Consider the following 12,364-nt stretch of genomic DNA (forward strand, 5'->3'; position numbering starts at 1 on the left):
ATCCCCGCTCCATCGGGGATTTTTTTGTTTGGGGACGGCAGGCAGACGCCTGGAGATGTGAAGAAGGGAAAAGCTTGCGGGGAGGAAAACCTTTTTGGGAAAAGGTTCTCCCTCCCCGCACCCCTCCCTTCCAAAAACTTTTGCCGCTGGGCCTGTGCGAGGATGGGAATGCGGTTGCCTTGCTGTGAAGATGCTCAAATCGAAAATATTGTAAGGCAGCGGTGTTACATCGAACCTCCAGCGGAATAGCGTTTGCGAATTTCCGGGCCTGGCACGGAAAGCGCACGATGGTATTTTATGGACCATCAAGCCTTTTCAAGGCGTTCTTCCCCCTACCGGCTGGTGATGGGCAGAATTTTTTTCAGAGCAGGAACATCCCTCAACTTGCGCCAGCCATAAAAAAAGACTGTCTGTGATGCAGGCAGTCTTGATGGGCGTTTTTGGGGGAAGGAGTGGACGAGGGGAGGAAACCACTTTTTTCCGCAAGGAAAAGGGGGGGCCTCCCCCTTCATTGTGCACCGTGATGCCTAGCTCGTGCGCAGCAGGATCATGCCGATAATGAGCAGCCCCATACCGGCAAAGGCGCAGGGCTTGAGGCGCTGGCGCAGGAAGAGCCAGCCGCACAGCGAGGTACCCAGGATGCCGAGGCTGCCCCACATGGAGTAGGCCACGGCCAGGTCCATATACTGGACGGCCAGAGAGAGGCAGTAAAAGGCCAGACCGACCAGGGCCAGGGCGGCGATACCGATCAAGCGCTTTTTGAAGCCATCAGAACGGGCCAGCATGAGGTTGGCGGCCACGTCCAGAGCCGCAGCTGCGGCCACCAGGCCAGCGGAAAGGATGAGATGCAGCGTTTCCGTATTCATGGGGAACTCCTTTTAGCTGGCGGTATGGCTGGTATCGGAGGACGTATCCTTGTCCTGGACGGTGCCGTGATGGACCAGCAGGGCGCCGCTCAGGGCGCAGAGCAGACCGGCCAGGCGCTGCAGGGAGAAGGGCTCGTCCAGGATGTAGATGCTGGAGAGTGTGATGAGAGCCAGCCCCAGGGCCTCCCAGAAGGCAAAGGCCACCCCTACGGGCAGGCCGGTGGTGGCTTTGGCAAGGGAGTAGTAGGAAAGCCCGATGGCTATCCACATGAGGACAAGGCCGGCAAGGGCCGCGTGGGCAAAGCTCCAGCCAAAGGAAAGCTTCATGAGCGTGGTACCGGCCACCTCAAAAACGATGGCCGCCAGCAGACAGAACCAGTGATAGGGGCGTGTGGGATTCATGATGCACCTTTCAGAATATGCGGTCGAACGCAAAGGGCTCCGCAACGACATTGCGGAGCTGCTACAGACGTGCCGGTCCGGAGCGGACTGGCAGAAAGGGCATCGGGATTACAGATGGCTGCGCCAGTGTCGCTCTGCCATGACGGCGAAGAAAAGCCGGGAGAGTATGAGCAGAGGATGTTGCATCTTTATATGATAGGCTAGAAGTAGAGATGAGGCAAGTTTCGCGCAGAAGGGCTGGAAAAAGGCCCTGGATGAGGATGTAGGGGCAGGAAAGAGGTGATCGGGTTCTCTACTCATCGAGTGCAGCAAAGTAAGCCGGAGAGCCCATGCAGGGCGAAATGTAGCCGGTTGATATAGGCGGAAACAGGTATGCGCTGCCAGGCTATCCGAAGAACGGCAGATTCTGACAAGGGGACAAAGTCGGATGCAAAAAAGGAATCCTGCCAGAGCCGGGTATCCCATCTGCATCGGGGAGAGCAAAGACATAAAAAGGGAAGAGGATGTGATCCCCTTCCCTTTGCTGTTTGCGGTATTTTGAAAGCTACTGCTGGGCAGCGATCCAGGCGTTGGCTTCCACAAGGTCGAGCGTGCCTTCGTACAGGGCCCGGCCGCTGATGGCACCTTGCAGATTGGCCTGCGTGCTGAGCGGGTACAGGGCCTGTACATCAGCCAGCGTGGCCACACCACCGGCGGCGATGACCGGCACGCTGGAGGTCTCGGCCAGATGGCGCAGGGCCGTCAGGTTGACGCCGCACTGCATGCCGTCACGCTCGATATCCGTATAGATGATGAAGGCAGCGCCATCTTCCTGCAGGCGGGGCAGGACGTCGTCCACGCTCAGACCGGCATCGGCCACCCAGCCCTTGGTCTTGAGGCGTCCGCCCTCGGCATCGAGGGAGACCCCGATCTGCCCGGGAAAAGTCTTGCAGAGGGAAGCAAAAGCTTCGGGCTGCTCCAGGGCCATGGTACCGATGATCAGGCGCTGCACACCGGCTTCGAGATAGGCACGGGCCGTCTGTTCGTCACGGATGCCGCCGCCCAGCTGCACGGGGATATCCAGCTCCCGACAGATGTTGCGCACGATGTCCCGGCTTTTGGGCAGACCATCGAAAGCGCCATCCAGATCGACCACATGCAGCCAGCGGGCGCCCTTGTCCCGCCAGGCCACGGCAGCGGCCACAGGATCAGGGGAAAACACGGTGCTCTCGTGGGCACGTCCCTGTTTCAGGCGGACGGCCTTGCCGTCCTGGATGTCGACAGCGGGAAAGATAATCATAAGTTCAGATCCTTTACAGCCTTGATCATGGCTTCGCGGGCCAGCTCTTCAGCAGTGACCCACTTGCCTTGGCGTTTGAAGAAGTCGCCCACGTTGAGCAGGTTTTCCGTCAGGCCCTGCTGCTCCACCTCGTAGACGGAGTGACCGATGATGTTGCCTTCCTTGATGTTCAGCAGGAAGAACTCCAGCCGCACATGGGCGGGTTCGGTGACACCGGCCGCCGAGCCCTGACGGTCCCGCCAGGTGAGGACCTGCGGGATGAACAGGATGTCCGCCGAGGTCTTGCGGGCGTATTCCACCCACAGGGGCAGGGCCTGGGGACGCTCCGAGGTGTGGAAACGCTTCAGGTCCGGCAGGGGACGGGTACGGGGCAGGAAGTCATAGGAACGTTTGGTCGTGGTGTACAAAACATCACGCAGCTGGCGGTCCTGGGCGATCAGCACGTCACGGGCGGCCAGGGCCTGCGGCTGGGGAAGCTGGCCCATGATGAGCTGGCTGATGTCGCGGGGCTGGGTGAAGGGCGCCACCGCGATCTTGTACTGATGGGACAGCGAACGCGGCACGTCCGCCGTGCTGGCAGGTTTGCGGTTGCAGCCGCCCGTCAGGACCAGCAGGGACAGAAGCGCACACAATATCCACAGGAAACGGTTCTTCATCAATCCAGCCCTCCCTTGGTGCTGCGGATGACGTTCCCGCTACGCCGGACCGCCTGGGCGAGCGCCAGGCCCAGGCTTTTGGCGACGGATTCCAGAAGGTGATGGCCATTTTTGCCATAATGCATGGTCACATGCAGATTGCAGCGGGCGCTGCTGGCAAAGGCCTTGTAAAACTCCCGCCAGAGGTCTTTTTCCTCCCCGGCGATGACCGGGGGCAGGAGTTCATCACCGCGCCACTCCAGCCAGGGGCGGCCGGAAAGGTCGATGGTGACATCACTCAGGGCCTCATCCATGGGGACGCGGCCGTAGCCCACACGGGCGATGCCCACACGGTCCCCCAGGGCTTCCAGCACGGCCTGGCCCAGGACCAGGCCGATGTCCTCGGCGCTGTGATGGGCGTCGATGTGCAGATCGCCCTGACAGCGCAGGTGCAGGTCCATTCCGGCCCAGAATGCCGTCAGGGTCAGCATGTGATCCAGCATGCCGAAGCCGGTCTGGATATCGGTCTTGCCCGAGCCGTCCAGAGTAAGGCTCAGACTGATGTCGGTCTCGGCGCTTTTGCGGGCATGCCGGGCCGAACGCTGGGGCAGAGTCGCTTCCATCATCATTCCTTGTCCTTGGCAGGCGTTGCGGGATCGTCGTCAGCGGCAGGGACTTCCGCCACGGAAGCGGGATCGTCCTGCTGTTCCGCAGATGTGGCCGTATCGGCAGCATCGGACGCGAGGCCTTCCTGCTCCACAGGATGGTCTCCGGTCTCTTCGGGGAGTTCCCCGGACGTCCGTTCCGTTTCGGCTGCTTCGGCCGTAGAGTTTTCGGCCGTCTCCATGGCGGGGGCGGGCGTTTCCTCTTCGGGCGGCATGCGCTGGGCGTCGTCATCGCTCATGGCAGCCACAGTGGCGGCAGCTGCGGCAGCGGCCGCGACCGTCGTGCCGTCCGGGCCTTCGGGAGCGGGAGAGGCGGGCGCAGGGTCGGCCGGAGAGGGATCGCCGGGCGTTCCTTCTTCCTCTTCCTTCTTTTCCTTCTTCTTGCGACCAAAGGCCGCAGCCACGAGGATGCTGATCTCATAGAGCAGCAGCATGGGCATGGCCATGAGCAGCTGGGAGACAACGTCCGGCGGCGTCAGGATGGCGGCCACGATAAAGATGCACAGGACGGCATAGCGGCGCACTTTGCGCATCATCTGGGCCGTGATGACCCCCATGCGGGAAAGGAAGAAGGAGAACAGGGGCATCTCAAAGATGAGGCCGAATGCCAGGAGCAGCTTGATGACGAAATCAAGGTAGTCCGTGATGCGGGGCATGGCCTGGATCTGCTCGGAGGAGAAGCCCAGGAAGAAATTGAAGGCGTACGGGAAGACGATGAAGTAACAGAACACGCCGCCACCGATGAAGAAGATGGCGGAAAGCAGGGCGATGGGCAGCAGGCCCTTTTTCTCTTCCTCGTACAGGCCGGGAGAGATGAAGGCCCAGATCTGATAGAAGATGTACGGGCTGGTCACGAACAGGCCGGTCACGAAGGCCACGAACATGCGCACGAAGAAGGGTTCGGGCAAGGTGGTGTACATGGCCGTGCCGTGTGCGGGCAAGGCGCTGAGCAGCGGGGCCGTGATGAAGTTGAAGATGGGCTCGACCACCGTCCAGCAGAGCAGGAAGCCCACACCGGCGGCGATGAAGCAGCGCACTAGGCGCCAGCGCAGCTCGTTGAGGTGATCCATGAGGCCCATGGTCTTTTCTTCGGGCTCAGGCGTCCCGCCGGTACCGGCAGCAGCCGTGGCAGGAGGGACAGGCGGCTGGCCTGCATCATCCCCACCTTGCGGCGCGGGAGCGGCCACGGCATCAGGGGCCGGAGCTGCCGCGTCCGGCAACGGTTCAGCAGGGGCTTCCGCCGCTGCGGGGGCAGCATCGTCTGCCTGGGCTTCGGGAGCGGGGGCGGCAGGCTGTTCCACAGGGGCGGGAGCTTCCTCGGCCTCGGCCCGGGCCTTGGCAAGGGCCTGGGCCAGAGGGCTGTCCGCCGGAGGTTCAGGGATGGCGGTTTCTCCGTCCGAAGCAGAGGGCACGGTGCCTTCCTGTACGTTCAGGGGGGCCGTCTGTTCCGGTTCCGTAGTGGAGGCCATGGCAGGAGCGGTCTTGTCCGCAGCCGCTTCGGGCAGATCTTCGCCTGCTGCGACCGTTTGCGGAGCCGCGGAAGCGGCGGGAGCGTCCTGTTCGGGAGTCGTGACCGTGACGGTCAGATCCTGTTTGTCCTGGATGGTGCTCATGCTTTTGCTCCACTGGCAGGCGTGGCGGCATTACCGGCTTCGGCCTGGGCCTTGGCAAGGGCCTGAGCCAGAGGACTGTCCGTAGGCGGTACGGGCGCGGCAGAGGGGACGACTTCCGGCTGGACAGCAGGACGGGCCGCGGTCTCCGTTGCCGCAGGTGCGGCAGCGGGTGCCGCCTGGGGCTGGGAGGCTGCGGGCTGGGCCGTTGCCTGCGTCTGGGCGGCTGTTTTGGCCGCGTGTTCAGCACGAGCTTCGGGGCTGAAAAATTCCTTTTCAGCTTCCTGCTTGCGCTTGAGATGCTCCTCCTGCTCCACTTCGGCATTCAGCGTGCGCTGAAAATCGGTGGAGACGCGGCGGAATTCACCCATGGCCTTGCCGAGGGTGCGGGAAACACTTGCCAGACTCTTGGGCCCCAGCACCACAAGGGCCACAAGAAGGATAACCAGAAATTCCGTACTGCCGATACCGAACATATCTTCCTCTGCTGTTAGTCCTGTGCGTCATGGACGCGGAAATGCTAAAACGCAAAATTACCTGAGCCCGCAGGCCTTGTAAAGTACGCCGGCCGCCTGCTGCATCCACTCTTCAAGCAGGCAGGAGGCTCTGTGGATGGAGGCTGGATACTGCCTGAATGGGCTTCGTATCCAAAAGCGGGATGTCAGGGCCTCAGGGCCGCGCGGTACCGCCCCGCAGCAGCATGGGCTGCCGAGCCAGCCAGTCCACAGACAGGCGGGTGATGTCCTTGATGAGGGAGAGGTTCGTCTCGGGGCTTTCCAGCGAATTGCAGAGAAAGACTGCCAGGGCCACATAGCGCCCATCGGGCAGGCGGAAAAAGGCCAGATCGTTGTCCGCCAGCTTGAGGCCCTGGGCCGTCCTGTCGGAAGAGCCGGTCTTGTGTCCGGCGGTCATGCCCTGCGGCAGCCCCTCAAGGATCTTGCCGGGCAGGGCGGGCGTCCCGGCCATGATGCCGGCCATGAAGTCCTTGTGCTCCTGGGGGATGTCCGGGGAGTTGAAAAAGCCCAGCAGCATCCGGGCCATGCTGCGCGGCGTGCTCCAGTTGGCATACTGGTTGTAGATATTCAGGTGCATCCAGTCTTCATTATGGCCGATGAAGACGCTGTCAGCCCCCAGACGGCGGGCGCAGGCCTCCACCACGGCCGGGCCGCCCACATACTCCATAAGGATGTCGCAGCCGTTGTTGTCGCTGAAAGTGACGGTATACCGCAGCAGATCCTCCAGGCTGACTTTCATGTCGCGGCGGCCACGCTGGTCGCGCAGGGGGCTGTGGGTGCCGGTGTGGAGTTGCTCCGCCCGCACGGGGATCATGGTCGCCAGTGTGGTCTGCTCGTGCTGCATCTTTTCCAGCACAGCCACAGCCAGGGGAAACTTGATGACACTGAGCAGGGGGAAGGGCGCATCCATGTGGACACCGGCGCAGAGGCCGTCTTCGGTGAGCAGGGCCACACCGGCCAGGGCCTTTTTGTCCCGCATAAGGGTATGGATGTCCCGCTCCAGGGACAGGGCGTCCACGGCGGCTTGCGGCGTAGCGGGCAATCCTTCGGCCGCCTGGAGAGGCATGGCAGGGGAAAGCAGAGCCAGGGAGAGGAAGAGGACAGAGAAGATGCGTGACATGGAAAGCTCACAGGGATGCGGTGTTCTATGGAGATACCCGAAAGATACGGGCAGGCCTCATCATATGTTTTCGGGAGGATAGGGACTGGCCCCAGCAAGGACAAGAGGAAAATGTGCCCCGGACAGGGACGTACTGTATCGGAACGGAAAGCGGAGTCCAGCTGGATTGTGCGTCATAGGGCCCCGTGGCTTTGGCCAGCGGGGCGACGATGTTAGCTCGATAGCCACCGTCAGGTGCGGATGAGGGGATGGACTGCTTCGAGGATATGGACGAGGCTGTTGAATGCCGCGGCCGGGAAGGATAGACTGGCATGGTAAAAAATATCCTGAAAGCACCTGCCATCACGAGGGGGCATCTGTGGCATTCAGCAAAACGATACAGATGTATATTTTTGACGGTAATCCCAATGGTCGCATCATGTGCGAGCTCTCCAACTGGAACGGCCGTATCTACAAGGTCTCGCGCAATGAACTTTCCGTCTTTTCCCAGCGGGCCGATGCCGAGAATACCGGCGTCTATTTCCTGCTGGGGAAGGATGAGAACAATACGGATACCGTCTATATCGGTGAGGCGGAAAAGGTCTGCACACGCCTGAAGCAGCATCTGCATGATGCGGATTACTGGAGTGATGCCATCGTCGTCATCAGCAAGGACGATTTGCTCAACAAGGCGCATGTGAAATATCTTGAGAACAGGTTCTATTGCCTGGCGCAGGATTCGGGAAGAGCCGTCATCATCAACAGCACGGTCCCCACATGCTCCTCGATCTCGGAATATGACGAGGCCATGTTGCAGGAGTTCATCAGCAACGCCCGTCTGCTCGTCAATACGCTGGGCTACAAGCTTTTCGATACCCTGGAAGAAAGCAGTGTGGGACAACAGAATGAGCCGACCTGCTTTTTCATCAATGCTGCCCGAGGGGCCGCCGCCAAAGGGCTTGTCGTGGCGGATGGTTTTGCCGTGCTCAAGGGATCGACCATCGCTTCGCCCGTGGTCCCCAGCATGGCAGAGAGCTTGCGCCGTCTGCGTGAGAGTCTGCTCGAAAAAGGGATCGTCGATGCGGACTTCCATTTTGTGAAAGACCATATCTTCACCAGCCCTTCTCTGGCGGCGGCTGTCGTCCTGGGCAGGAACGCCAATGGCCGGACGGAGTGGAAAACGGCGGGGAACAAGGCGCTGCGTGATGTGGAGGAAGACGAGCTGGCATAGCGTTGCAGCGCCATGATAAAAAAAGAGCTGACAGATAATCTGTCAGCTCTTTTTTTATGCTGTCTTCACAGTGCGCCGGCACTGTGGCCGGGAGCAGGACAAGGAGCCTGCTGCTTCGGCATTATTCCCACTCGATGGTGCTCGGGGGCTTGGAGGAGACGTCGTAGACCACGCGGTTGACGCCCTTGACTTCGTTGATGATGCGGCCGGACATGCGGGCGATGAGGTCGGCGGGCAGGCGGGCCCAGTCGGCGGTCATGGCGTCCACGCTGTCCACCACACGCAGGGCGATGACGTGCTCATAGGTACGGCCGTCGCCCATGACGCCCACGGTCTTCAGCGGCAGCAGCACGGCAAAGCCCTGCCAGACCTTGCGGTACCAGCCGGACTCGCGCAGTTCTTCCTGCACGATCTTGTCGGCCTGGCGCAGGATATTCAGGCGCTCCTCGGTGATCTCGCCCAGCACGCGGATGGCCAGGCCGGGACCGGGGAAGGGATGACGCCAGACGATGGAATCGGGCATGCCCAGCTCGGCGGCCACCTTGCGCACTTCGTCCTTGAAGAGTTCGCGCAGGGGTTCCACCAGCTTGAGCTTCATGGTCTCGGGCAGACCACCCACGTTGTGGTGGCTCTTGATGACGGCGCTGGGGCCCTTGTGGGACACGGATTCGATGACGTCGGGGTACAGGGTGCCCTGGGCCAGGTATTCCACTTCGGGCAGCTTCTTGGCTTCTTCGTCGAAGATGTCGATGAAGGTGTGGCCAATGATCTTGCGCTTCTTCTCGGGATCTTCCACGCCCTTGAGCAGGTCGAGGAAGCGATCCTGGGCCTGGACGAAGTTGAGGTTCAGGTCAAAGTGCTCGCGCAGGTAGCTGACCACTTCCTCGCCTTCGTTGAGGCGCAGCAGACCGTTGTCCACGAAGATGCAGTGCAGGCGATGGCCGATGGCCTTGTGCAGCAGCACGGCCACCACGGTGGAGTCGATGCCGCCGGAAAGGGCGCAGACCACGTGCTTGTCGCCGATCTTTTCGGCCATTTCCTTGACCACGCGTTCCACGAAGCTGGACATGCTCCAGTCGGGCACGATGTTGCAGACCTTGAACAGGAAGTTGCGCAGCATGGCGTCGCCGTCCACACTGTGGTGCACTTCGGGATGGAACTGCACGGCGTAGATCTTGCGGCTTTCATCGGCCATGGCAGCCACTTCGAGGGTGGGGGTGCTGCCGGTGATCACGAAGCCGGGCGGGGGAGTCTTGACCTTGTCGCCGTGGCTCATCCACACGCGGCTGGCCTTGGAGCTGTCCAGGCCGTCCCACAAGGCGCAGGAGGCTTTCAGGGTCAGGTCGGCCGGGCCGTATTCGCGGGTCAGGGACTGGGCCAGTTCGCCGCCCAGGTTCTGGGCCAGCAGCTGCATGCCGTAGCAGATGCCCAGCACCGGCACGCCCAGTTCCAGGAAGCCCTTGTCCAGGGTGGGGGCATCGGCTTCGCCCACGCTGGCAGGACCGCCGGAAAGGATGATGGCCGAAGGAGCCATAGCAGCCACTTCGGCGGCGGTGACGTTGCAGGCATGGATTTCGGAATACACGCCGGCTTCACGCACACGCCGTGCGATGAGCTGGGTGACCTGCGAACCGTAGTCAATGATAATGACCTTGCTGTGCGCCATGAGTGTTCCTTGCAATGTATGCGGACGCCGCCCGGGAGGGACGGCGTCCTTTATATAATGTCATGAACGGGCAGCCTGGCTGCCGGAAAACAGGATGCAAGCACCAAACGGATGCGGGCGGTCGCTGCAGCGATCGCCCGCAGGTCTGAGGCTAGTTGTCGATGCGATAGTTGGGGGCTTCCTTGGTGATGATGACGTCGTGCACATGGCTTTCACGCAGGCCCGCCGCCGAGATCTCACAGAAGGTGGTGTTCTCGAACAGGTCGTTGAGGGTGCGGGCACCCACATAACCCATACCGGAACGCAGACCGCCCATGAGCTGGTAGATGGCTTCCATCACATGGCCACGGTAAGGCACGCGGCCCACGATGCCTTCGGGGACCAGCTTCTTGCTGCGTTCCTGGAAGTAACGGTCGGAGCTTCCGTCCTTCATGGCGTCGATGGAGCCCATGCCGCGGTAGATCTTGTAGGTACGGCCCTGGTAGAGGATGGTTTCGCCCGGGCTTTCTTCGGTACCGGCGAACAGGGAGCCGATCATCACGGAGTGGGCGCCCACCACGAGGGCCTTGACGATGTCACCGGAGAACTTGATGCCGCCGTCAGCGATGCAGCAGCGGTCCATCTCGCGGGCAGCGCGGCTGCCGTCCATGACGGCGGTCACCTGCGGCACGCCCACACCGGCCACGATGCGGGTGGTGCAGATGGAGCCGGGGCCAATGCCCACCTTGACGGCGTCGGCACCGGCTTCGAGCACGGCGCGGGCACCTTCGTAGGTGGCCACGTTACCAGCCACCAGCTGGCAGTTGGGGTACGCGGTCTTGACCTTGCGGATGGCCTTGAGCACGTTCAGGGAATGACCGTGGGCGGAGTCCAGGACGAGCACGTCCACACCGGCCTGGATGAGCTGCTCGGCGCGTTCGTCGCAGTCGCGGCCGATGCCGATGGCGGCACCCACGCGCAGGCGGCCGGCGCTGTCCTTGCAGGCGTTGGGGTATTTCTGGACTTTGTCGATGTCCTTCATGGTGATGAGGCCGCGCAGGCGCTCGTTCTCGTCCACCACGAGGAGCTTTTCGATGCGGTGTTCGTGCAGGTGACGCTTGGCTTCTTCCAGGGAGGTGCCCATGGGCACGGTGACCAGGTTCTTGCTGGTCATCACTTCGCCCACGCGGATGGCGGAGGCGTCTTCGATGAAGCGCACGTCACGGTTGGTGAGGATGCCCACCAGCTTGCCGTCATCCACGACGGGCAGACCGGACACGCGGAAATCCGCCATCAGGTCCAGGGCTTCCTGCACGGAGTTGCGGGAGGAAACGGTAACGGGGTCAAGGATCATGCCGCTTTCGCTCTTCTTGACGCGTTCCACTTCCAGGCGCTGGCGTTCGATGGGCATGTTCTTATGGATGATGCCGATGCCGCCCATACGCGCCATGCTGATGGCCATGGCCGATTCGGTGACCGTGTCCATGGCGGCGGAGAGCAGGGGGATGCGCAATTCGATGGAAGGAGTGAGCCAGGTGGAGATGTCCACGGCGTCGGGAGTCACTTCCGAATAGCTGGGGACAAGCAAGATATCGTCAAAAGTCAGGGCCTTGCCGCGATTGGTGAACATATTTGCCTCGTAATGTGCTGGAATTGTTCAACAAAATTTAATATATAATCATATACATTCCTCGTATCTATGTCAATGCAAGAAAAGGGCCGGAAGTGCGGGGCAGGCGGGTAAAATTTTTTACAAGAGCAGGGCGAGGAAGGATGCGTGTCCCTGCATGCGGCATGCCCGTCCACCTCTATATATTAATGTAGTGCGGGGGCTGTCCGTACGAAAAAAACTGTCAGACTTCTGTGCCGGTGTGGATCGGGACACAGAAAGGAAGTGGGGAAGGCGGTGTGGGGGGGACCATGCTCGTCCCGTATCGTGAGTGCTCAGGGCAGCGGGTAGCGTTTGGTCTTGGACAGGCTGCGTGAAGATCTTGCGTACCACCAGGGTAATTGGGCTGGGGAACAGGCTTGGCATGTTGGGGCAAACTTGTCTGTGGTGCTGTGGCTACGCTTGATGAGGGTATGTCATGGTTCAGTTTTCTGTCCCGTTCCCGGGAGATTATTGAGCCAGAGCTGTAGAAATTTTCGCTTGGCGGGTAGGCTTGGCATGGATGATTTTCGAATGAAGAGTAGTTATCCTATTATAAAAAAAGACAATTTTTATGTCTGTTCCAAAAATAAATAAGTCGATATCGTTTTTATCCACTTAATATTGACAAACCGATAAAAGGGGTATAAAAATTTTTACAAGTTCGACGGACAAGCAGATTGCTGCCGCGGACTTTCAAAAACGAGCTTTTTGCTCCGGCCGTATCGGCCGGGATTCCTGTCCCGCTCCGCACAGGGCAGGAATGGGT

General features: G+C 60.9%; 11 protein-coding genes and 1 pseudogene. 2 read left to right on the top strand and 10 right to left on the bottom strand.

Annotated features, from left to right (window positions below):
- A partial coding sequence (locus ACQRBR_RS11965) for a hypothetical protein (protein ID WP_427813045.1) occupies nt 1–188 on the top strand: 188 nt, incomplete at its 5' end.
- A 339-nt stretch (nt 189–527) separates the two neighbouring features.
- On the opposite strand, the gene ACQRBR_RS11970 is transcribed toward ACQRBR_RS11965, so the two are convergent.
- From ACQRBR_RS11970 to bla, 8 genes and pseudogenes are all read right to left on the bottom strand, one after another.
- Complete coding sequence (locus ACQRBR_RS11970; RefSeq protein ID WP_006006369.1) at nt 528–866, bottom strand: SMR family transporter; 339 nt, start codon at nt 864–866, stop codon at nt 528–530.
- 12 nt (nt 867–878) lie between these two features.
- Complete coding sequence (locus ACQRBR_RS11975) at nt 879–1,268, bottom strand: DMT family transporter (RefSeq protein ID WP_427813046.1); 390 nt, start codon at nt 1,266–1,268, stop codon at nt 879–881.
- A 544-nt stretch (nt 1,269–1,812) separates the two neighbouring features.
- A complete protein-coding gene (hisA, locus tag ACQRBR_RS11980) occupies nt 1,813–2,547 on the bottom strand; it encodes a 1-(5-phosphoribosyl)-5-[(5-phosphoribosylamino)methylideneamino]imidazole-4-carboxamide isomerase (RefSeq protein ID WP_427813047.1) in 735 nt (244 codons plus the stop codon).
- Nucleotides 2,544–3,203 carry a hypothetical protein gene (locus ACQRBR_RS11985; RefSeq protein ID WP_204675339.1) on the bottom strand — a complete coding sequence of 220 codons (660 nt, stop codon included), beginning with the start codon at nt 3,201–3,203 and terminating at the stop codon, nt 2,544–2,546. The genes hisA and ACQRBR_RS11985 overlap by 4 nt, the downstream gene beginning before the upstream one ends.
- Nucleotides 3,203–3,793: an imidazoleglycerol-phosphate dehydratase HisB gene (hisB, locus tag ACQRBR_RS11990; protein WP_204675343.1), complete on the bottom strand. Its 591-nt coding sequence runs from the start codon at nt 3,791–3,793 to the stop codon at nt 3,203–3,205. The genes ACQRBR_RS11985 and hisB overlap by 1 nt, the downstream gene beginning before the upstream one ends.
- Before the next feature lie 383 nt (nt 3,794–4,176).
- Nucleotides 4,177–4,926 (bottom strand): annotated as a pseudogene (tatC, locus tag ACQRBR_RS11995) (twin-arginine translocase subunit TatC); the annotation flags it as partial.
- A 530-nt stretch (nt 4,927–5,456) separates the two neighbouring features.
- A complete protein-coding gene (locus ACQRBR_RS12000; RefSeq protein ID WP_303881500.1) occupies nt 5,457–5,933 on the bottom strand; it encodes a twin-arginine translocase TatA/TatE family subunit in 477 nt (158 codons plus the stop codon).
- A 193-nt stretch (nt 5,934–6,126) separates the two neighbouring features.
- Entirely contained in the window at nt 6,127–7,092 is a 966-nt protein-coding gene (bla, locus tag ACQRBR_RS12005; RefSeq protein ID WP_427813048.1) for a class A beta-lactamase, read from the bottom strand.
- Nucleotides 7,093–7,450: 358 nt separating this feature from the next.
- On the opposite strand from bla, the gene ACQRBR_RS12010 reads away from it, so the two are divergent.
- A complete protein-coding gene (locus ACQRBR_RS12010; RefSeq protein ID WP_427813049.1) occupies nt 7,451–8,302 on the top strand; it encodes a GIY-YIG nuclease family protein in 852 nt (283 codons plus the stop codon).
- Nucleotides 8,303–8,423: 121 nt separating this feature from the next.
- Here the strand turns inward: ACQRBR_RS12010 and guaA are convergent, their stop codons facing one another.
- Entirely contained in the window at nt 8,424–9,968 is a 1,545-nt protein-coding gene (gene guaA, locus ACQRBR_RS12015) for a glutamine-hydrolyzing GMP synthase (protein WP_204626323.1), read from the bottom strand.
- 151 nt (nt 9,969–10,119) lie between these two features.
- The gene (guaB, locus tag ACQRBR_RS12020; RefSeq protein WP_168936307.1) at nt 10,120–11,577 is read right to left on the bottom strand and encodes an IMP dehydrogenase; all 1,458 of its coding nucleotides are present in this window, start codon (nt 11,575–11,577) and stop codon (nt 10,120–10,122) included.
- Nucleotides 11,578–12,364 lie beyond the last annotated feature (787 nt).

The sequence above is a fragment of the Desulfovibrio sp. SGI.133 genome (assembly GCF_050313955.1).
Lineage (GTDB): Bacteria > Desulfobacterota > Desulfovibrionia > Desulfovibrionales > Desulfovibrionaceae > Desulfovibrio.

Bases quoted from the DNA above. Each gene is read 5' to 3' on its own strand.
- ACQRBR_RS11970 (WP_006006369.1), bottom strand. From the start codon at position 866: ATGAATACGGAAACGCTGCATCTCATCCTTTCCGCTGGCCTGGTGGCC.
- ACQRBR_RS11975 (WP_427813046.1), bottom strand. From the start codon at position 1,268: ATGAATCCCACACGCCCCTATCACTGGTTCTGTCTGCTGGCGGCCATC.
- hisA (WP_427813047.1), bottom strand. From the start codon at position 2,547: ATGATTATCTTTCCCGCTGTCGACATCCAGGACGGCAAGGCCGTCCGC.
- ACQRBR_RS11985 (WP_204675339.1), bottom strand. From the start codon at position 3,203: ATGAAGAACCGTTTCCTGTGGATATTGTGTGCGCTTCTGTCCCTGCTG.
- ACQRBR_RS12000 (WP_303881500.1), bottom strand. From the start codon at position 5,933: ATGTTCGGTATCGGCAGTACGGAATTTCTGGTTATCCTTCTTGTGGCC.
- bla (WP_427813048.1), bottom strand. From the start codon at position 7,092: ATGTCACGCATCTTCTCTGTCCTCTTCCTCTCCCTGGCTCTGCTTTCC.
- guaA (WP_204626323.1), bottom strand. From the start codon at position 9,968: ATGGCGCACAGCAAGGTCATTATCATTGACTACGGTTCGCAGGTCACC.
- guaB (WP_168936307.1), bottom strand. From the start codon at position 11,577: ATGTTCACCAATCGCGGCAAGGCCCTGACTTTTGACGATATCTTGCTT.